The following is a 19,801-nucleotide window of genomic DNA, read 5'->3' on the forward strand; positions in this document are numbered from 1 at the left end:
GGGCTGGGAGCCCGGCCGCGTGCGACGGTGCCGGGAGCCCGGCCGCGTACGGCAGAGCCGGGAACCCGGCCGGCTGTGTCGATTGCTCAGCCGCGGTCCAGATACGCCAGCACCGCCAGCACCCGCCGGTTGTCGTCGTCCGACGGGGGCAGGTCCAGCTTCCCGAAGATGTTCGACGTGTGCTTGGCCACCGCCCGCTCCGTGATGACCAGCTGCGAGGCGATGGCGGCGTTCGACCTGCCCTGCGCCACCAGCTCCATCACCTCCCGTTCGCGCGGGGTGAGCCCGCCGATCGGCTTGTCCTGCGAACGGCGCGACAGGAGCTGGGAGATGACCTGCGGGTCCATCGCCGTGCCGCCCGCCGCCACCCGCCGTACCGCGTCGATGAACTGGTCCGCGTCGAAGACCCGGTCCTTCAGCAGATAGCCGACCCCGCCATTGCCGTCGGCCAGCAACTCCCGTGCGTACAACTGCTCCACGTGCTGCGAGAGCACCAGCACCGGAAGTCCCGGCCGGGCCCGGCGGGCGGCCAGGGCGCACTGAAGCCCCTCGTCCGTGTGCGACGGCGGGAGCCGGACGTCGACGACGGCGACGTCCGGCTCCAACTCGGCCAGTGCCTTGGTCAGTTCGGGCCCGGTCTCCACAGCCGCGGCGATCTCGAAGTCGTACGCCTCCAGCATGCGCACCAGGCCGTCGCGCAGCAGAAAGAGATCTTCGGCTAGGACAACTCGCAAGGGATCTCCATGGTCACCATGGTGGGACCGCCCGCGGGACTGCTGACGGCCAGGACGCCGTCGAATGTACCCAGTCGCCTCTCGATCCCGCTCAGGCCCGACCCTGATCCGATCGCCGCACCGCCCCTGCCGTCGTCCGTCACGGAGATCCGGAGCATCCCCTCCGCGTGGTGCAGGTCCACGTACACCCGCTCGGCCCCCGCGTGCTTCACCGTGTTCGTCAGGGCCTCGCTCACCGCGAAGTACGCCGCCGACTCCACCGGGGCCTCCGCCCGCCCCGGCAGCTCCACCGTCACCTCGGAGGGGAGGGGCAGCCGCAGTGCCAGCGCCTTGACCGCGTCGCCGAGACCGCGCTCCGCGAGGACCGGCGGGTGGATGCCGCGGACCAGGTCGCGCAGTTCGGTGAGCGCCTCCGCCGACGACTCCCGGGCCATCGCCAGCATCTTCTTCGCCTGCTCCGGGTCCTTCTCGATCAGCGCCTCGATCGTCCCCAGGTTCATGCCCATCGCGACCAGCCGGGCCTGCGCCCCGTCGTGCAGGTCCCGCTCGATGCGGCGGAGTTCGGCGGCGGCGGTGTCCACGGCCTCGTGCCGGGTCTCGGTCAGCCGCTCGACGCGCTGGGCCAGCGCCTCGTCCCGGGTCGGGGCCAGCACGGTACGGGCCAGCAGGAAGTGCGCCCGCAGCAACGGCTCCGAGGCCCGCATTCCCAGGTGGAAGAGCACGACCCCGAGCGCCAGGGCCGCGATGCCCGTCGCCTGGCTGTCGACCGGCACGAACCCGTACCAGTACGGATCGTCCCGGAACACCCGCCACAGCCCCGCCGCCAGGACGAGGCCTTCCACCGGGTAGATCATCAGGCCCGCGGCCAGGAACGCCACCACCGCGCCGGCGGTCATGTCGATCAGCAGCCACTGGAGGTCCCGCCAGGTCGCCGGGTCCTTCAGCATCAGCGTGGTGCGCTCGACCTGACCGGTGACGCCCGACCGCAGATCCTTCGGGAAGGGCCGGTACGGGACCGGGATCCGCACGTCCGACCAGGTCATCGCCCACAGCCGCCGCTGGTTGGCGTGCTTGCGGACCGCCTCCAGCACCACCGGGGTGGTGAACACGCCGATGCCCAGCAGGATGAAGGAGACCGAGAGCACCGCGAGCACGAACAGGGTGATGGACCCCGCGAGGCCGACCACCGAAATCAGCAGCCCCCGCCCCGCCGCCAGCATCGACGGCCGCAGCCGCCCCGAGAACACCTTCATCGCGATCCCTCTCCCCTCACCGGAGCCGGGCCGATCCCCGATCCGGATGCCAGTCTCGCTCGATCCGCCCCCGCCGCGGCAGCCGGTCCACCACCGTCCCGGGGTGTACCTGGCACCACCCCCGCATCGGCCCCCTGTGCCTCCGCGACCGGGGGCTTCGACGGCTGGGGCGGACCGCCGCCGATTCCTAGATTCGAAGCGTCCCGATCCACTCACCTGACGCTTACCTCCGGGGGAGAGACCACATGAGGCGCAACCTCGCCGCACGCATCGGCGTGTGGAGCACACACCACCGCAAGACCGCCGTACTCGGCTGGCTGCTCTTCGTCGTGCTCGCCACGGGCATCGGCGGAGCCACCGGCATGGTCGAGATGACCAACGCGGAGAACGGCGCCGGGGAGTCCGCCCGTGCCGAGCAGATCCTCCTCGACGCCGGACTCGACAAGCCCGCGGGCGAACTCGTCATGGTCTCCGCCCCCGCCGCGGGCGACTGGAAGCCGGCCGCCGACGCCCTCACCACCGCCGTACGGGAGACGGGCGAGGCACAGAACATCGCCCCGCCCGTCCCCTCCGCGAACGGCAAGGACGCCCTGATCACCTTCGAGATGAAGGGCGACGCCGCCACCGCGTCCGACCGGATCCAGCCTGTCCTGGACGCGGTCGCCGCCGTGGGCGACGACCACCCGGACGTCGAGATCCACCAGTTCGGCGAGGCCAGCGCGGGCAAGTGGCTCGGCGACCTGCTGGCCGACGACTTCAAGAAGGCCGAGTTCACCGCCGTACCGCTGGCCCTCGGCATCCTCGTCGTCGCCTTCGGCGCGATCGTCGCCGCCCTGCTCCCGGTCGGGCTCGCCCTCACCGCGTGCATGGCCGCCTTCGGCCTCCTCTCGATCGCCAGCCACCAGCTGCACCTGTTCCAGACCACGTACTCCGTGATGTTCCTGATGGGCTTCGCCGTCGGCGTCGACTACTGCCTCTTCTACCTGCGCCGCGAACGCGACGAACGCGCCGCCGGACGGGACGCCGAGACCGCCCTGCGCATCGCGGCGGCCACCAGCGGCCGGGCGGTCCTCGTCTCCGGCCTCACCGTGATGGTCGCGATGGGCGGCATGTTCCTCTCCGGACTCCTGCTGTTCAAGGGCTTCGCGCTCGCCACGATCATCGTCGTGTTCATCGCCATGCTCGGCTCCGTCACCGTCCTGCCCGCCCTGCTCTCCTGGCTCGGCGACCGCGTCGACGCGGGCCGCATCCCGCTGCTGAACCGCCGCGCCAAGCACGGCCACTCGGGCAGCGGCCGCATCACCGGCCGGCTGCTCGGCCCCGTCCTCGCCCGCCCCCGCACCTTCGCCGTCGCCGCCGTCGTCCTGCTGCTCGCCCTCGCCGCGCCCGCCCTCGGCATGAAGACCGAATCCCTCGGCCTGGAGAAGCAGTTCGGCTCCGACTCGCAGCTCTCGATCGCTCACAGCCGCATCACCGAGAGCTTCCCCGGCGGCCCCGCCCCTGCTCTCGTCGTGGTCACCGCCCCCGACATCACCGCCCCGGCGGTGGGCAAGGCGCTCGACGGCTTCGAGGACGTCACCGTCCACCGCGACCGGAACGTCGCCGAGATCGAGATCCCCCTCCCCGGCGGCACCGCCGACCTCACCGAACTCCGCGAGAAGACCCTGCCCGCCGCCTTCGACGGCACCGGCGCGAAGACCCAGGTCACCGGCGAGACCGCGGGCTCCGTCGACTTCAACGACCAACTGCGGCGCGGCATCGTCCCGGTCTTCGCCTTCATCACGGCGGTCACCTTCCTGCTGATGCTGTTCTGCTTCCGCAGCTACGTCATCGCCGTGACGTCCATCGTCCTCAACCTGCTCTCCGTGGCCGCCTCCTACGGGGTGATGACCGCCGTCTTCCAGCACGGCTGGGGCGCATCCCTCATCGGTTCGGAGGGCGTCGGCGCGATCGAGGCGTGGATGCCGCTGTTCGTCCTCGTCGTCCTGTTCGGCCTCTCCATGGACTACCACGTCTTCGTCGTCTCCCGGATCCGCGAGGCACGCGGCGCCGGCCTGGACAACCGGTCGGCCATCGAGACCGGCATCCGCCGCACGGCCGGGGCGGTCACCGGAGCGGCGGCCATCATGGTCGCGGTGTTCGCGGTGTTCGGAACGCTGTCCATGCAGGACATGCAGCAGATGGGCGTCGGCCTCGCCGTCGCGGTCCTGCTGGACGCCACCGTCGTACGGATGGTGCTGCTGCCCTCCGTGATGCTGCTGCTGGGCGAGCGCAACTGGCGCACCCCGCGCGGGCTTTCCCGGCTGCCGAGCCTGGAGCACGAGGAGCCCGCCGAGCCGGTGCGCGACACCGTACGGGTCTGAGCAGGCGCGTACGAGCACACGGCGGCGGCCCCGGACCACGGTGAGGAGGAACCGTGGTCCGGGGCCGCCGCACGGGCGCGGGTGCCGGTCAGGGCGTGTACTTGTACCCGACGCGGCGGACCGTCTGGATCGAACGGCGGTACTCCGCGCCCAACTTGCGGCGCAGCCGGGCGACATGGACGTCGACGGTGCGCCCGTCGCCCACATGCCCGTAACCCCAGACCGTCGTCACCAACTGGTCGCGGGTGTGCACCCGGTGGGGGTGGGCCACCAGATGGGCCAGCAGCTCGAACTCCAGGTACGTGAGGTCGAGGGCGACGCCGTCGACCGAGGCCGTACGCCGGGTGGCGTCGATCCGGACGGGCCCGGCGGACACCCCCTCGGCGCCGACGGCGGCAGCGGGACCGGAGCCCGCGTCGGGCGCCGGCCGGAGCGGGGCCCCGGCGACGGCCCCCGCCAGTGCGGGCTGCTGATCGGCCGGCACGAGCACCAGGTAACCGATCATCGGCGGCTGGCCGGGCAGCGAGGGCAAGGTGTGCGGCGGGGCCGGCAGCCAGGTGGCCCCGGGCGGGAGGAAGCCCGCCACGTCGGCCGGGGCCGCGACCTCGTCACGGTCGACCGCGCGCAGCCGGTGCCGGTTCGGGTGCGCGGGCAGGGAGCGGGCGGGGACGGAGCGGGCGGTGGGATGGGCCGCAGCGGGCGCCGGGGACGCCGCGGTGGCGGCGGACGCGGCGGAGAAGGTACGGGTGTTCGCCATGAGGGTCAGCTCTTTCGCGCGAGGAGTCGTCAGGGACGGACTTACGTCGTACGCGCGGACCGAAGGCCGGGGTGAGACGGCTTTAGTGGGCCTGCGCGTTCCACGCGCGGCAACACACCCGGTCGAAATCATGGTGCTGACGGGAAGGCCAGAACGGTTCGAGGTCGCTGCGACCCGACGCGATGTACTGGAAGCTGGCCATGTGCTCCATTGAAGCAGACATTGCGGCGGTGCATCAGACTCCTCTCGCTCCTCGATACGGACCCTTCGCGTTACGTTCCTCACGCGACGCCCGCCGGACCCACGCGGGAGGGGCCACGGTGCCCAAGACAGGAGGGCCGAAGGCGCCCACGCAGGAGGGGCCCGCCGGCGAACCGGCGGGCCCCTCGTACGTACGCGGGTGGTGTCGGGATCAGACCTGGTCGGCCTTCTCCAGCGCGGTGCAGCAGGTGTCGACGATCAGCCGCGTGACGACGTACGGGTCGACGTTGGCGTTCGGCCGGCGGTCCTCGATGTACCCCTTGCGGTCCTGCTCGACCTGCCACGGGATACGGACCGAGGCGCCGCGGTTGGAGACGCCGTAGCTGTACTCGTTCCACGGGGCGGTCTCGTGCAGACCGGTGAGCCGGTCGTCGATGCCCGCGCCGTAGTTCTTCACGTGGTCCATCGGCTTGGAGCCCTCACCCAGCGACTCGCACGCGGTGATGATCGCGTCGTAGCCCTCGCGCATCGCCTTGGTGGAGAAGTTGGTGTGCGCGCCCGCGCCGTTCCAGTCGCCCTTGACCGGCTTCGGGTCCAGGGTCGCGGAGACGTCGAAGTCCTCGGCGGTGCGGTAGAGCAGCCAACGGGCCACCCACAGCTGGTCGGAGACGTCCAGCGGGGACAGCGGGCCCACCTGGAACTCCCACTGGCCGGGCATGACCTCGGCGTTGATGCCGGAGATCCCGAGCCCCGCCGCCAGGCAGTTGTCGAGGTGCTTCTCCACGATCTCGCGGCCGAAGATCTCGTCCGCGCCGACACCGCAGTAGTAGCCGCCCTGCGCGGCGGGGAAGCCGCCCTCGGGGAAGCCGAGCGGCCGGTGGCCGTCGAAGAAGGTGTACTCCTGCTCGATGCCGAAGATCGGGGCCTGGTCGGCGAACTGCTCGGCGACCGGACGCAGCACGGCCCGCGTGTTGGACTCGTGCGGGGTCATGTCGATGTTGAAGACCTCGCACAGGACGAGGACGTCGTCACCGCCGCGGATCGGGTCCGGACAGGTGAAGACGGGCTTCAGCACCCGGTCGGACGCGTGGCCCTCGGCCTGGTTGGTGCTGGAGCCGTCGAACCCCCAGATGGGCAGATCCGCCACGGCGCCCGACGGCGTGCCGTCCATGATCTTCGTCTTGGAGCGAAGCTTGGCGGTCGGCTCGGTGCCGTCGATCCAGATGTACTCAGCCTTGAACGTCACGGACGCCATCCTTTGCGGGTGCAGCGGTCTATGCAGCGCAGCTTGGCAAGACGCGATTTCCCGTCCGTTGCCCGAGTGTGAACCCCGTGTTACCGAGGTTTCCTGCGGTTTTCCGTGGGGCGTGGGAGGTCTCGGAGGCTGCGTTTCAGACGCTGCTCCTGAGCAGGGCGGAGAACCCGGCCGCCCGCATCCGGCGCACCAGCTCCTCCCGGCTCGACCCCAGCGCGGCGGCCGCCCGGTTCAGCTCCCAGCCGGCCCCGGCCACGGTCCGCAGCAGATGGCCCCGGCGGATCTGGGCATCCGAGAGCCGGAACGTCTTGAGGTAGGCGACCCGCCCCTTGTGGTCGGTGATCGTCTCCCCGATGTGCTGCCCGCCCCCGTCCCGGACGAACGGCGGCAGAAAGCGCCACAGGGTGAAGGACTTCATCCGGTACACCCGGTCGAACGCGTACGAGGAGTCCAGCAGCTCCCGCGCGAACAGGGTGTCGTGCGCCTCGGCCCACGCCCGCTCCTGTGCCCGCGCGGCCGACCGCAGCTCGCCGAGGTCCCGGATGTGCTCCTCGCCCCCGATCCGCACCGGAGTCTCGGCCACCGGGGCCCCGTACAGCGCGTACTGGTGCACCAGCTCCCCGTAGAGGTCCTCCACCAGCGAGGCGTGCAGGAGGCGGTAGTCGTCCGGGTGCGGCACGACGAACGCGGCGGCGAGCGCGTCGGAGACGTACACCATCACGCCGCACTGGCCCGGGTGGATCTCGAAGATCCGCAGCGCGTCCGCGAGCCCGCGCACCGACCGCCCGAGGTAGGCGTCCTCGGCGCGCGGCGAGAGCCCGTCGCACAGGGCCGTACGCGACCACTCCTCCCAGGCGGTCGACGGACCGCCGAAGTGCAGCGCGAGATATCCCTCCAGCGCCAGGTGCAGCGGCAGGAACCGCAGCCGGTCGCCGGGCCGCCGCTTGGCCATCCGGTGGTGCGGCACCGCGGGCAGCACGACGGTCCGGGGCGCGCCGCCCTCGCCGAACTGGGTGCCGTACGCGGCCGACTGCCGGCCAGCCCCGTGGTCCCGGCCGTCCTCCCCGCCCGACCAGTCGGCGACCAGCCCGTGCGGAATGTACGAGGTGTAGTGGCCCCGGGGCCCGAGCTCGACGACCCCCGCGCCGAGGCCGTCGTACACCTCGCGATGCAGCCGCAGCCCTTCCACCGGCGCGTCACGGACCAGCGGGACGAGCCGGACGCCGCCCCACACCTGCGACGGCCGGGTGGTGAACCCGGTCAGCTCCAGCCGGTTCACAGGCCCACCTCTTCCGCTCGACTCTTTCCTTCTCCTTCTGCTCCTCCGGTGCCTTCTTTGGCGCCTTCTTTCGTGAACCGGGCCACTTGCCGGTCCAGATACGCGTACAGCTCCGCAGGCCCCGTGCGCCCCTCCGCGAACCGGGCGATCTCCACCAGGGCGGGCAGATCCTCCGCGTCCCGGATCCCGGCCGTCGCCACCCCCGCCGCCAGCCGCCGCACGTCGAAACCCTCCGCGTCGTATACGGGGTTGACGTGCACCACAGCGGTCCGCCGCCCCGGATCCAGCCGAGTTCGCCACACCCGCAGCACCTCGCCCGCGAGCCCCGCCGGGGCGTTGTCCCAGCCGTCCGAGACGATCACCAGCCGGTCCGGGGCCGCCCCTCCCGGCCCCGGCTTCAGCGCGTCCAGGATCCGCATCCCCAGCGGGGTCGGCCCCCACGCACGTACGAGCAGGTCATCCCGCGCCCCCGAGGTCCACAGCCCCCGGTACGCTCCCGGCGCGGCCAGCACCTCCAGCAGGTAATGGCAGGCCAGCGCCACGGCGAGCGGCCGACGCCGCTTCTGCCCCGAACCGGACGAGGAGAAGCTGTCATCCAGCACCGCGTGCACCCGCCCCCAGCTCCCCGCGTGCGCCCCGGCCGCCCGCCGGGCCGCCGCGCGCAGGGCGCCGGTCAGCTCGGCCCGGCGCTCGGAGCGCTGCTCGAAGCCGAGCGACAGCACGTACAGCGCGAGCCGGGTCAGCGGCATCACGGTCAGATCGACGTCCGGCCGGCGGCCGACCGCCGCCCGCTGCTCCTGGGTACGCAGCCGCTCCAGCCGGGTCATCCGGGGCGCGGCCCGCTTCAGGAACACCTCGCGCTTCATCCCGTGCTGGGCGGCGAACCCCTCCGCCACGGTGAACGGCAGCTCGGCCACGGCCCCCTGCTCGTAGTGGGCGCGCCGCCAGGCGTCCAGCAGCGGGTGCTCGTACCGCGGCAGCCTGCCCGGCCGGAACAGGAACGCACCGATCTCGGCGAGCGGCGCGGCCCCCTCTGGGCAGGGCAGATGGATGTGCCGGGCGGCGGTCTTCAGCCCGGCCCGGTACTTCACGGCGTCATGGCCCAGATCCGGCCGGGCCGCCAGCCAGTCCCGCATGATCGCCCGGGTGCGCCGGTTGTTGACCTTGGCGCGGCGCAGCTCGCCGAAGAGCCGGTAGACGCGCGGCGGCGGCAGCGCCGCCAGCCGGGCCGCGATGAGCCGGCCCTCGGTGCGCCGCTCCTCGGGGGACGCCTCGTCCGCGGTCTCCAGCAGCCGGCGCACGATGAGCGCCGCGTTGTGGTGGTTGATGTCCAGCGCCAGCGAAGCCGCGTACACCCGGCGGTAGTTGACCCGTACGTAGGTGTGCAGGAAGTCCAGGGAGAGCTGCTGGTCGACGGCCCGGGACCGGAACTCGCGCTGCCCGGTCGCGGTGATCGCCGCGTTCATGAAGAGGAGAACGTCCTCGGCGGCGACGAGGTCGGCGCGGCTGTCGGGCGTGGTCATCATGGTCGTCCCCCGGGTGGCTGAAGTGCCGGCCGGGGAATGGGGGCGCGAACGACGAAATCATCGCTTCACAGGCAAGTCTCGGAAGTCGCACCGGAGTCCCGCGGCCGGCTCGGGAAACGTAACGGGGCGGGGCGGCTCGGCGCCACCGCATTCGGGGTCCGGGTGCCTTCCGGGCCCGACAGGTGAACGCCCCCGCCCCCTGCCCGACCGCCCGCCGCACCCGGCACACTGGCACGCATGACGAATGCAGGCACCACCCCTCTGCGCATCGGCCTCCTCGGCACCGGCCCCTGGGCCCGTAACACCCAGGCCCCCGCGCTCGCCGCCCACCCCGGCGTCGAGCTGAGCGGGGTGTGGGGCCGCAGGGCCGAGGCGGCGGACGCTCTCGCCGCCGCCCACGGGACCCGGGCGTACAGCGGTGAGGAGGGCATCGACGCGCTCCTGGAGGCGAGCGACGCGGTGGCCTTCGCGCTGCCGCCGGACGTCCAGGCCCCGCTCGCGGTCCGGGCGGCGGAGGCGGGCTGCCACCTGCTGATGGACAAGCCGGTGGCCACGACGGTCGCCGGGGCCCGCGCGGTGGCCGAGGCGGCGGAGAAGGCGTCGGTGGCCTCGGTCGTCTTCTGCACGCTGCGCTTCGCGCCCGAGACCGCCGCCTGGATCGCCGAACAGGCCGCGGTGGACGGCTGGTTCACGGCACGCGCCCAGTGGCTGGGCTCGCTGTACGCCGCCGGTTCGGCCAGCGAGTACGCGGACTCCCCGTGGCGGCGCGAGAAGGGCGGCCTGTGGGACGTCGGCCCGCACGCGCTCTCCGTGCTGATCCCGGTCCTGGGCGACGTCGAGCACCTGACCGCCGCACGGGGCCCGGCCGACACCACGCACCTGATCCTGCGCCACACCTCCGGCGCGTCCAGCACGCTGACCCTCGGGCTGAGCGCCCCGCCCGGCGCGGCGGGCGTCGAGATGGAGTTGCGGGGTGAGCGGGGTACGGCGTCGATCCCGGGCTGGGCCGGCGCGGAGACCGCGTTCCGGGGTGCGGTAGACGCCCTGGCCGAAGCGGTACGTACGGGAGTGCCGCACGCCTGCGACGTACGCTTCGGCCTCCACCTCACGGAGCTGCTGGCGGCTGCGGAGGAGCAGGCGCAGGCGAGGGACTGACCGGCGGCAGGGAGCGGCACAGGGCGCCCAGCGCCTCCGGGTAGGCGGATTCGGCGGGGGTCGCGTACCCGACGACGAGCCCGTCGCGGTGGGGGACGAGGGAGGCAGCGGCGGTGCGGTGCTCCGCCCCCGGGTGCAGATAGTCACCCAGGCCCTCCACCGCGAGCCCCTGCCAGGCCGCCGCCCGGACCGCCGACCGCTCGGTGCCGGGCGGCAGTTCCAGCACCGCGTGCAGGCCGGCCGCGATCCCGGTGACCCGGACGTGCGGGGCCCGTGCGTGCAGGGCGGCCACCAGCTGGTCCCGGCGGCGGCGGTGGCGCTGCCGCATCCGGCGTACCTGCCGGTCGTACGCCCCCGACTCCACGAAGTCCGCGAGCGTCAACTGCTCGGTGGCGCTGGAGAACTGCTCGCGCTCGCCCTTGGCGGCGACGACGGGGGCGACCAGCCGCTGGGGCAGAACCATCCACCCGATCCGCAGAGCGGGGGAGAGACTCTTGCTCACGGACCCCACCAGCACCACATGCTCGGGGTCGAGCCCCTGGACGGCCCCCACGGGCTGCCGGTCGTAGCGGAACTCCCCGTCGTAGTCGTCCTCGACGACGAGCCCGCCGGTGGCCCGGGCCCAGTCGACGACGGCCGCCCGCCGCGCGGGGTGCAGCGGTCCGCCGGTGGGGAACTGGTGGGCGGGCGTGAGGAGTACGGCCCGGTCGCGGCGGGTGAGTCCGTCGACCCGGGCGCCGTCCGCGTCCACGCCGAGCGGCCGGGTGCCGACGCCGTGGGAGGCGAGCAGCTCGCGGTGGAAGGGCAGTCCGTACTCCTCCGCCGCCCACGGCCCGCCCACCACCTCCGCGAGCAGCCGCAGCCCGTGCGCGGCCCCTGAGCACAGGACGATGCGCTCCGGCGAGGCCCGCACCCCGCGCACCCGGGCGAGATAGCCGGCCAGGGCTCGCCGCAGCTCGGGCCGCCCGTGCGGATCGCCGGGCCCGAACGCGTCGTCGGGGGCGGCGGCCAGCGCACGCCGGGCCGAGGCCAGCCAGGCGGTGCGCGGGAAGACGGAGGGGTCCGGCTGCCCCTGGACCAGGTCATGGACCGGGCGGGCGGCGCGCTCGGGCGTACGCGGCCGATGCACCGGGGTCACCGGGGCGGCCCGCTCGGCGACCCGGGTACCCGACCCCTGCCGGGCGGCCAGCCATCCTTCCGCGACCAGCTCCGCGTACGCGTCGGCGACGGTGTTACGGGCCAGGCCCAGGTCGGCGGCGAGGGAACGGTACGGCGGCAGCCGGGTCCCCGGGGCGAGCCGCCCGCTGCGCACGGCCTCGCGCAGCGCGTCCATCAGCAGGGCCCGGCGGTTACCGGTGCCGGAGAGCTCCAGGGGCAGATCGCTGCCCAGGATCTCCGCCGAATTGACCCATGAATCCATCACCAAAATGCACCCCACACCCAGTCGCTTGCCGCCCTAGATTCGTACCCATGACGACGACGGAGATCAAGACGAACGACCGCACCGCCACCGAGGCCACCACCGTCCGGCCCAACACGACCACGACCGCGACCACCTCCCGGCTGAACTTCGCGAAGGCGGCCCCGAAGGCGTTCCGGGCGGTGATCGGCCTGGACGCGGCGGCCCGCGAGGGCCTGGACCCGGCCCTGGTCGAACTGGTCCAGATCCGCGCCTCGCACCTGAACCGCTGCGCGTACTGCCTGCACATGCACACCACGGACGCACGCAAGGCGGGCGAGAGCGAGGAGCGCCTGCACATGGTCGCGGTGTGGCAGGAGGCGGACCACTTCTTCACGGACCGGGAACAGTCCGCCCTGGCCCTGACGGACGCGGTCACCCGGATCGGCGACGCGGGGGTGCCGGACGAGGTCTACGACCGGGCGGCGACCCATTTCCCCGAGGAGGAGCTGGCCCACCTGCTGGCCCTGATCTTCACGATCAACACCTGGAACCGCATCGCCCTGTCCACGGCCAAGCGAGCGGGCACGGACGAACGCTGAGGCGGTACGGCACGGGCCCCGGATCCTCACCCGAGACCCGAGACCCGAGACCCGAGCCCAAGGCGTACGGGCTCAAGTGCCCACGGACCCAAGGACTCACGGGCTCAGGCGCCACGCCCCAGCGCGTCCCGCACGGCCTCCTCGCTCCGCGCGACCACGGCCGTGCCGTCCTCGGCGGTGATGATCGGCCGCTGGATCAGCTTGGGATGCTCGGACAGCGCGGTGATCCACCGCTCCCGCGAACCGGCGTCGCGAGGCCACTCCTTGAGCCCCAGCTCCTTCGCCACCGCCTCCTGCGTCCGCGTGATGTCCCACGGCTCCAGCCCGAGCCGGTCCAGGACGGCCCGGATCTCCTCGGGCGAGGGCACGTCCTCCAGGTAGCGGCGGACGGTGTAATCAGCTCCTTCGGCGTCCAGCAGAGACACCGCGCTGCGGCACTTGGAACAGGCGGGATTGATCCAGATCTCCATGGGGCCAAGGGTACGCGAGGGACTGCCGAAAACGCCTCTGGCCAGGGGCGATTGTCAGTGGGGGGCAGTAAAATGGAGGGAGTTCGTGAGGGTTCCACCACGCTGCCAGGAGGATGCCGATGGCCGTTGCCACCGCCACGACCGAGCCGCTCGACCGACAGCTCCCGATGCCCTTCCACCCGCCGCTTCCCACGCCGCCCGCGAAGAAGCGGCTGCCCGCGGGCCGCCCCCGCGAGTGGTACGTCTCCCACAACCGCCGCCTCAAGGCCATGCGCCTGGCGATCGCCCTGCTCGACAGCGGGGTCTACCAGCCCTCCAGCGCCGGCAACCACCGGATACGGATCACCGCCGAGCGCCTGGGCATCCACCCGCCGTCCGACACGACCTGCCGCATGGTCCGCGCCCTGATCCGCTACGGCCGCTGACCGGACCGGCCACCGCCCCGCCCCCTGCCCCCGGACCGTCGAGCGACGTGTCCGGGGGCACCCGGCTGCCGGGCTCCACCCGTACGGGACCATGTCCCCGACCGCACAAGGACACGGGCGAAGGGGCATCACCATGGCTGCCGATCTATGGACGTCGGTCGTCTCGCTCACCGGAGTCGCCCTGGGCGGCGGCCTGACGGCTCTCGCCCAGCGCGCCACGCAGCGCTCGGCGGAACGTGTCGAGGAGCGCCGTCAGGCGGTGGCGACGACGGAGAGCCGCCGGGCCGAACAGATCGACGTACTCAAGGAGTTCGTCTCCTGTGCCCAGGCCGCGGAACGGGCCGCCTACCGCCGCCCCGACCCCTGGGGCGACGACGAGGACGGCTGGATGACGGAGACGGGCCCGGTCATGACCGCGCTGTGGACCGCGTCCGGCAATGTCACGCTCCTGTGCGACGAGGCCCTGCGTGAGCCGGTGAGGACGTACGGCCACGCGCTGAACGCTGCCGTGTGGCGCGACATCGGGGACGTCGAGGTGAACGAGCACTTGGAGGAGGCCAAGACGGCGTTCATGAACGCGGCCCGGGCGAGCCTCGCGGGCGCCTGACCAGTAGAACGACGACAGGTAGGATCCCACCCCCATGAAGGCACTCATCTCGGTCGACATGGAAGGCATCTCGGGAATCGTCCACCCCTCCGAGACGAACCCCGAGCGTTACGACTACCAGCGCGGCCGGGAGCTGATGACGGCCGACGCGAACGCGGTGATCGCGGGCGTCCTGGACGCCGAGCCCACGGCCGACGTCCTGGTGGCGGACGCGCACGGCACCTTCCGCAATCTCCTGCCCGAGCAACTCGACCGCCGCGCCCGCCTGGTCCGGGGCAAGCCGCGCACGCTGAACATGCTCGCCGGGCTCGACGAGGAGACCGACGCGGTGCTGCTCGTCGGCTACCACGTGCGGGCGGGGGAGGGCCCGGGCGTGCTGGCGCACACGATGAACGGCGAGATCCTCGACGTACGGATGGCGGGCCGTTCGCTGGGCGAGGAGGTGCGGGGCACCGGCCGCGCGCCGGGCGAAGACGTACGGGGCACCGGCCGCTCCCTGGGCGAGATCGGGCTCAACGCCGCCATGGCCGGCCACCTCGGCGTACCGGTCGTCTTGCTCAGCGGCGACGACGCGGCCTGCGCCGAGGCGGCCGACTTGATCCCCGAGGCGGTCACCGTCCCGGTCAAGGAGGCGCTGGGCGCGGCGGCCGCGGTGACCCTGCACCCGGAGGAGGCCCGGGACCGGCTGCGCCGGGCGGCGGCCGACGCGGTCACCCGCCGCACGGAGATCCCGCCCCTGGCCCTCACCGGTCCGCTGGACGTGGAGGTCGACCTCGCGGGCGCGCACACGGTCGACCTGGCGACCCTCGTCCCGGGCGTCTCGCGCGCGGCGGGCGCCCGTACGGTCGCGTTCACGGCCCCCGACTACGCGACGGCGTACCGCTTGATCCTGCTGCTAGCGCAGCTCGCCACGATCAAGCCCGCGTAGGCCGCGCGCGGCGGAGCCCCCGAAAACGCCTCGAACACCGCACGCTTTGCCCCTACCGTGTCCGGGTGACAACCCAGGTGATCGTGCTGAACGGCGGCTCCAGCTCCGGCAAGTCCGGCATCGCCCGCTGCCTCCAGGCGGAGCTGCCGACCCCGTGGCTCACCGCCGCGATCGACACGTTCGTGGACTCCCTGCCCGCGTCCCTGCGCACGACGGACGCGGGCATCGCGTTCGCCGCCGACGGCGGGGTGACCATCGGCGAGGAGTTCCGCAGACTGGAGGCGGCCTGGCGCGAGGGAGTGGCCGCGACGGCCCGGGCGGGCGCCCACGTATTCATCGACGACGTGTTCCTCGGCGGCCCGGCCTCCCAGGAACCGTGGCGGAAGGCGCTGACGGGCCTGAACGTCCTGTGGGTGGGCGTCCACTGCGATCTCGCGGTCGCGGAGGCCCGCGAGATCGCCCGGGGCGACCGCCCGAGGGGCATGGCGGCGGCGCAGGCGGAGAGGGTGCACCGAGGGGTGTCGTACGACGTGGAAGTCGACACGACACACATGGAGTCCCTGGCCTGCGCGAGGACGATCAGGCCCCACGTAACCTGACCGACTGCCCGACCTGCCTTTACCCTCTCACCATCCGGCTGGAGCGAGATGACCGACTTGTGGACCGGCGAGAGAGTACGCCTGCGAGGCATCGAACCCCAGGACTGGGAGGGCTTCCGGGCCCTGGCCCTGCACACCGTGGACGCCCGCAACGCCGACGTGGTCGAACCTCCGCGCTCGGACGAGAGCTTCCGCGCCTGGGCTACCGAGCGCGCCAGCCGCACCCCGAACCCGTCCTCGTACCAACTGGTCATCGAGACCCGCTTCGAGCACGCCTTCGTCGGCGCGGTGTCGGTGGGCGAGACGGACACCCGGGCGGGCCGCTTCCGTACGGGCATCGAGGTCACCCGCGAACACCGCCGCCAGGGCTACGCCTTCGAGGCCACGGAACTGATCCTCACCTACATGTTCGCCGAACAGCGCTGCCACAAGTGCGAGGTGGAGGTCTACGCCTTCAACGACGCCTCCCTGGCCCTCTACCGCAAACTCGGCTTCGTGGAGGAGGGCCGCCTGCGCCAGCACGAGTACTTCGCGGGCACGTACCACGACGTGGTCCTGCTGGGCATCACGGCGGACGAGTACTGGGCGGGGCGGGCGCGGCCTTCGTTGCGGTGAGGAGGTGTGGCCACGCCTCCTATCCCTCGCCGGACGCGGTGTCGGCGTCTCGGACACCGGAGTCACGGTCTACGGCGGATTGCTCATCGCACGTCCTGAGGGCGGGCATGGCGTCGGGGGCTCCATTGCGCAGCTCGTTCCGTACCCGCCGCCAGGCGCGGATGATCTGAGGCAGCTTCGCCAGGACCTCGCTCACCTGCGTCAGCAGGAGCGTGAGGCAACCGAAGGCGGCAAGGATGACCAGGCTGAGGTTGTCCCAATTCATGTCGGTCCTTCGAGATTCATGTCGGTCCTTCGGGCCGACCCGGTCGTACTGAGGGCGACTGACTAGCCCAGCGGCGTGTGCCGGGAAATCCACTCGAGGGCGTCCACGCCCAGGCGGTCCGGAGCTTCGAGCAGAGCAGTCTCCACGGACGTGAGGTCCGCCAGCGCCTCGGGTGCGTTCGACCTGTCCAGTTCGGCGAGACGCTCCGCCACGGAGGCGACCGTGGTGGGCCACCGAGGCATACCGAAGTGAGCGGAAGCCTTGACCGCGGCCGAAAGGGCTCGGTGCAACAGCGCCGCGCGCCAGCCTTGTTCGCGCATCACCCTGGCCGTAAACCGGACCCGGTCGTCAACCTGCTGAACGAACTCGGCCACGGGTTTCGACACCGTACGCAATGCGAATGAGGAACCGCCGGCCCACGGTAGGTCCACGTCCGAGGCGACAGCGACGAAGGCGAGCAGTGCCTCCGGCCCGTTCTCCCGTGCGGCCGTCAGCGCGGCGCGGGCCCTGCGGTACAGATCAACACTCTGCGCGAAGATCTCACCGTCGCTGGGTCCGTCGGCGGCGGCGTGGATCGCGTCCAGCGGACCTTTACGCCAGGTGTCGACGACCAGGCCGACCGCCGCCGCGCTCAGGAGGGCGTCGGCGTCGTCCGCGTCGACGCCGAAATGCTTCAGGACAGCAGGGGCCTGCTCCTCCATGCCTGGAAACGGGGGACGCTCCGCCTTCGCCTCGTTCTCCCCCGGGAGGTCAGTGAGCCGGGGTGACAAGGGTTCGTGCTCCGGTTGCTCCACGATGATCCCGTGCTCCGCCAGATCCTCGTAGACGGCGTCCGGCCCGCAGTCGATGTGCGAGGAGTCATGGCGCCCGGTGCAGCCCTCGGGGCACTCGAACTCCTCGCACATCTCCGGTGCCTCGGTCTGCGCCTCGTTGATCAGGTGGTAAGCGAGCCGCTCCGCCACCGCCTCCCGTGCCGCGACCATGCCCAGGGCGAGCCGGAACCGCGTGTCCTTCAACTCGGGGTCCCCACTTCCCACGGACGCGGGAGGCTCCGGTGTCTCGGGCACCCAGGTGTACGCGGACTCCAGTGAGATCAGCAGCCACGCCACCTGCAGCGCCTTGACGCTTTCGTCCTGGGCCAACCCTGTTACTGCCTCCGCCGCCTCCCGCACCCCGTCGAGCCGAGCGAGATGGGCCTCGCGCAACGGCAGCCAGGCGGCGGACTCTACCCGGGCCCGCTCGGCGTCCCGCTGAAGTGCGGCGTCGCGGGTGCGTCGCGCCCGGGTCACCAGCCGGGTCAGACAGGGGCAGCAGCCGAACAGTCCTGAGGTCGGCGTCGGGCCGAGCGGTATGGCTGCCAGGTCCTCGCCGAACGACTCGTCGCACAGGCAGCAGTCCCTGCCCTCCACGTGGCGATACGTAGGCATGCCGGGCAGGGCGGCGCGGATCATGGCATGGGCGTAGGCAGGGATGTGCACAGGGCAGGGCTCCTCGAGTGGTGGCGCTCCGTCGGCGCCGCTTTTATGCTCACCTCACCGCTCGGGCGCGAGTCACCGTTTGGCAGGCCTGAGCAGAGATTGGACGAAAGTTGGGTCGCCTCTGGACTGCGACTTCTAGGGTGTTGACAGAACTTGACACCGCAAAGCGAGGAGCCGAAGTGTCCGACGCCACCCTGTCCCCGTCGGCAGGACCGCAACAGGAGTTGGTGAAAGCCCTCCAGGAACTGCACCGCGCGGCAGGGCTGCTGAGCTTCCGCAAGGTGAGCGAGCAGATCGGGAACCGCGACGACCTGCTGTCGGCAGCCAGCCACGAGACGGTGCGCTCCGCCCTCAAAGGGATACGCATGCCGCGCTGGGAGACCGTTCGCGACATCGTCGTGGTGCTGGCCGGACTGTGCAGTCCGCCGCGCGACGAGGAAGCCGAGACCGCCAGATTTCTGCCGCTGTGGCGCGCGACCCGTGAAGGGGAGTCGGGTGCCATGAAGTCGTTCCAGGAACTCCTGAACGGCGGCTGGGGAGGTGAGGACGGCAAATGGACGCCGGAGCTCGTCATGGGGGCCATGCTCAACCCCTTCAACGCCATCCGGATCCATCCGTCGCTCGCAGCACCGCACGAGCCGCTGATATCGGAGGACGACTGGGTCCAGCTGATGCAAATAGAGATCGAGGAGCGGGGCGCCGAACATGTGCTGCGGGTCCTGCTGCACATGCTGAAGGGGGACTATGTCGGGGCGGAGAGAGGCGCTCCCTACGGCTACCACAACGCTGACCGGGAGGCCATGGAGGCATACGCGGCCTTCCGGTACGGATGCCAGGAAATCCTCCGACGGCTGCGGGCCGAGCCGAACCTTCTCGCGGAGTCGATCCGGGCCATGCGTGCCGACGAGACGATGGACCGGGACGATCGGGCGGAACTGCTGGAGAGCGAGTCGGATCCGAGCCTGTTGCGCGAGGTGATGATCGTGACTCCGGACACGTGGGACGAGGCGTCGGAGGAGGCGCACCACATGGTCTTCGGATATCTGATCAAACAGATCAGCCCGGTGGGCCGGGCGGGACTTCCCGACGAGGAGCGGTTCCGGATCACCTGGCGCGTACCAGTGCCGGCTGCGGTGTAGCCGCGATATTCGCGGAGAGCGTCGGCTCACAGGGCAAGTACGCGGGAGGATTTCTAGGCTGGCACGCGTGAATAGGCGGGGGAGGAGCTAACGATACGTTGGACCGCCTGACCAACGCTGCTAGCGTTCCCTCACGTGAACGACAGCGTGTACGTGGGCAACGCGGGCAAGGACGCCGCACTGGACCGAGGATGGCTCCTCGGGCACTTCAAGGACGTCGGCGACCCACGCTACAGCGAGGCCGTAGAGATCAAATGGGGCGTGCACCCCCGTGCCGACGTGCGAGCGCAGTGGGTGAGGGGCGAGGAACGCACGGCTCTCCTGGTTCTCATCAGTGGCCGCTTCCGCGTCGAGCTGCCGGACCGTGACGTCCTGCTGGAGGAACAGGGCGACTACATCGTGTGGGGGCGCGGAGTCGATCACTCATGGTTCGCGGAGGAAGAGTCGGTGGTCCTGACGGTTCGCTGGCCGTCCGTGCCGGGCTATGCCGTTACTGAGAGGGACCAGGGGCACGGGTAGGCCTGACGCACGGCCGACCGTCTCGGTCGGCGCTTTCCGGCCACAGGCTCTCCGTACTTTTGCCCCGACCCGGCCGAGCGAGAGATCGTCGTGCAAGGCGATGCGATCGCCAACGGGTCCCCCCCCGACGATGAGCTGTAGTCCGTGGACGGCGCGGACTGCTCGCCCTGCGACAACAAGGTGCCGGGCACCCATTGACCCAGCCGTGGGGAAGACAGACCGCCAGTCCAAC

20 protein-coding genes are annotated in these 19,801 nt (G+C 71.7%); 10 read left to right on the forward strand and 10 right to left on the reverse strand.

Annotation, left to right across the window (positions count from 1 at the left end):
- Positions 1–86: 86 nt before the first annotated feature.
- A complete protein-coding gene (locus tag A3Q37_RS32180) occupies positions 87–734 on the reverse strand; it encodes a response regulator transcription factor (protein WP_065490152.1) in 648 nt (215 codons plus the stop codon).
- Positions 719–1,987 carry a histidine kinase gene (locus A3Q37_RS32185; protein WP_065490154.1) on the reverse strand — a complete coding sequence of 423 codons (1,269 nt, stop codon included), beginning with the start codon at positions 1,985–1,987 and terminating at the stop codon, positions 719–721. The genes A3Q37_RS32180 and A3Q37_RS32185 overlap by 16 nt, the downstream gene beginning before the upstream one ends.
- Positions 1,988–2,232: 245 nt before the next feature.
- Between A3Q37_RS32185 and A3Q37_RS32190 the strand changes: the two genes are divergently transcribed.
- The gene (locus tag A3Q37_RS32190; RefSeq protein ID WP_176711552.1) at positions 2,233–4,350 is read left to right on the forward strand and encodes an MMPL family transporter; all 2,118 of its coding nucleotides are present in this window, start codon (positions 2,233–2,235) and stop codon (positions 4,348–4,350) included.
- 88 nt (positions 4,351–4,438) lie between these two features.
- Here the strand turns inward: A3Q37_RS32190 and A3Q37_RS32195 are convergent, their stop codons facing one another.
- The 4 genes from A3Q37_RS32195 to A3Q37_RS32210 all read right to left on the reverse strand — a co-directional run bounded on the left by A3Q37_RS32195 (position 4,439) and on the right by A3Q37_RS32210 (position 9,365).
- Positions 4,439–5,107, reverse strand: coding sequence for a winged helix-turn-helix domain-containing protein (locus tag A3Q37_RS32195; RefSeq protein WP_065490157.1), 669 nt, complete (start codon positions 5,105–5,107; stop codon positions 4,439–4,441).
- A gap of 412 nt (positions 5,108–5,519) precedes the next feature.
- On the reverse strand, positions 5,520–6,554 hold the full coding sequence (glnII, locus tag A3Q37_RS32200) for a glutamine synthetase (protein ID WP_065490159.1): 1,035 nt from the start codon (positions 6,552–6,554) through the stop codon (positions 5,520–5,522).
- 145 nt (positions 6,555–6,699) lie between these two features.
- A complete protein-coding gene (locus A3Q37_RS32205) occupies positions 6,700–7,842 on the reverse strand; it encodes an ARPP-2 domain-containing protein (protein ID WP_065490163.1) in 1,143 nt (380 codons plus the stop codon).
- Positions 7,839–9,365: a hypothetical protein gene (locus A3Q37_RS32210; protein WP_065490166.1), complete on the reverse strand. Its 1,527-nt coding sequence runs from the start codon at positions 9,363–9,365 to the stop codon at positions 7,839–7,841. The genes A3Q37_RS32205 and A3Q37_RS32210 overlap by 4 nt, the downstream gene beginning before the upstream one ends.
- 240 nt (positions 9,366–9,605) lie before the next feature.
- Here A3Q37_RS32210 and A3Q37_RS32215 point away from each other — a divergent pair, with 240 nt between their 5' ends.
- Complete coding sequence (locus A3Q37_RS32215) at positions 9,606–10,523, forward strand: Gfo/Idh/MocA family protein (protein ID WP_065490168.1); 918 nt, start codon at positions 9,606–9,608, stop codon at positions 10,521–10,523.
- On the opposite strand, the gene A3Q37_RS32220 is transcribed toward A3Q37_RS32215, so the two are convergent.
- Positions 10,474–11,943, reverse strand: coding sequence for a PLP-dependent aminotransferase family protein (locus A3Q37_RS32220; protein WP_065490170.1), 1,470 nt, complete (start codon positions 11,941–11,943; stop codon positions 10,474–10,476). The two genes, A3Q37_RS32215 and A3Q37_RS32220, sit on opposite strands and share 50 nt — an antisense overlap.
- A 50-nt stretch (positions 11,944–11,993) precedes the next feature.
- Here A3Q37_RS32220 and A3Q37_RS32225 point away from each other — a divergent pair, with 50 nt between their 5' ends.
- Positions 11,994–12,524: a carboxymuconolactone decarboxylase family protein gene (locus A3Q37_RS32225; protein WP_065490172.1), complete on the forward strand. Its 531-nt coding sequence runs from the start codon at positions 11,994–11,996 to the stop codon at positions 12,522–12,524.
- A 104-nt stretch (positions 12,525–12,628) separates the two neighbouring features.
- Here the strand turns inward: A3Q37_RS32225 and A3Q37_RS32230 are convergent, their stop codons facing one another.
- Positions 12,629–12,994, reverse strand: a complete 366-nt coding sequence (locus tag A3Q37_RS32230; RefSeq protein WP_065490174.1) for an arsenate reductase family protein — start codon at positions 12,992–12,994, stop codon at positions 12,629–12,631.
- A 119-nt stretch (positions 12,995–13,113) separates the two neighbouring features.
- Between A3Q37_RS32230 and A3Q37_RS32235 the strand changes: the two genes are divergently transcribed.
- The 5 genes from A3Q37_RS32235 (at position 13,114) to A3Q37_RS32255 (ending at position 16,168) form a co-directional block, all read left to right on the forward strand.
- On the forward strand, positions 13,114–13,419 hold the full coding sequence (locus A3Q37_RS32235; protein WP_065490177.1) for a hypothetical protein: 306 nt from the start codon (positions 13,114–13,116) through the stop codon (positions 13,417–13,419).
- A 133-nt stretch (positions 13,420–13,552) separates the two neighbouring features.
- Positions 13,553–14,026, forward strand: a complete 474-nt coding sequence (locus A3Q37_RS32240) for a hypothetical protein (RefSeq protein ID WP_065490178.1) — start codon at positions 13,553–13,555, stop codon at positions 14,024–14,026.
- A 34-nt stretch (positions 14,027–14,060) separates the two neighbouring features.
- Positions 14,061–14,954, forward strand: coding sequence for a M55 family metallopeptidase (locus tag A3Q37_RS32245; RefSeq protein ID WP_065490179.1), 894 nt, complete (start codon positions 14,061–14,063; stop codon positions 14,952–14,954).
- A 65-nt stretch (positions 14,955–15,019) separates the two neighbouring features.
- Entirely contained in the window at positions 15,020–15,553 is a 534-nt protein-coding gene (cpt, locus tag A3Q37_RS32250) for a chloramphenicol phosphotransferase CPT (protein ID WP_079138084.1), read from the forward strand.
- Between the two features lie 48 nt (positions 15,554–15,601).
- Positions 15,602–16,168: a GNAT family N-acetyltransferase gene (locus tag A3Q37_RS32255; protein WP_065490184.1), complete on the forward strand. Its 567-nt coding sequence runs from the start codon at positions 15,602–15,604 to the stop codon at positions 16,166–16,168.
- Positions 16,169–16,187: 19 nt separating this feature from the next.
- Here A3Q37_RS32255 and A3Q37_RS32260 read toward each other — a convergent pair whose 3' ends face one another.
- On the reverse strand, positions 16,188–16,433 hold the full coding sequence (locus tag A3Q37_RS32260; protein WP_065490186.1) for a hypothetical protein: 246 nt from the start codon (positions 16,431–16,433) through the stop codon (positions 16,188–16,190).
- Positions 16,434–16,495: 62 nt separating this feature from the next.
- The gene (locus A3Q37_RS32265; protein ID WP_065490187.1) at positions 16,496–17,911 is read right to left on the reverse strand and encodes a hypothetical protein; all 1,416 of its coding nucleotides are present in this window, start codon (positions 17,909–17,911) and stop codon (positions 16,496–16,498) included.
- Between the two features lie 179 nt (positions 17,912–18,090).
- Between A3Q37_RS32265 and A3Q37_RS32270 the strand changes: the two genes are divergently transcribed.
- Complete coding sequence (locus A3Q37_RS32270; RefSeq protein WP_107471627.1) at positions 18,091–19,050, forward strand: hypothetical protein; 960 nt, start codon at positions 18,091–18,093, stop codon at positions 19,048–19,050.
- A 135-nt stretch (positions 19,051–19,185) separates the two neighbouring features.
- Positions 19,186–19,569 (forward strand): signal peptidase I, encoded by a 384-nt coding sequence (locus A3Q37_RS32275; protein ID WP_065490188.1) that lies wholly within the window; start codon positions 19,186–19,188, stop codon positions 19,567–19,569.
- The last annotated feature ends 232 nt before the right edge of the window (positions 19,570–19,801 follow it).

The organism is Streptomyces sp. PTY087I2 (assembly GCF_001687325.1).
Classification (GTDB): domain Bacteria; phylum Actinomycetota; class Actinomycetes; order Streptomycetales; family Streptomycetaceae; genus Streptomyces.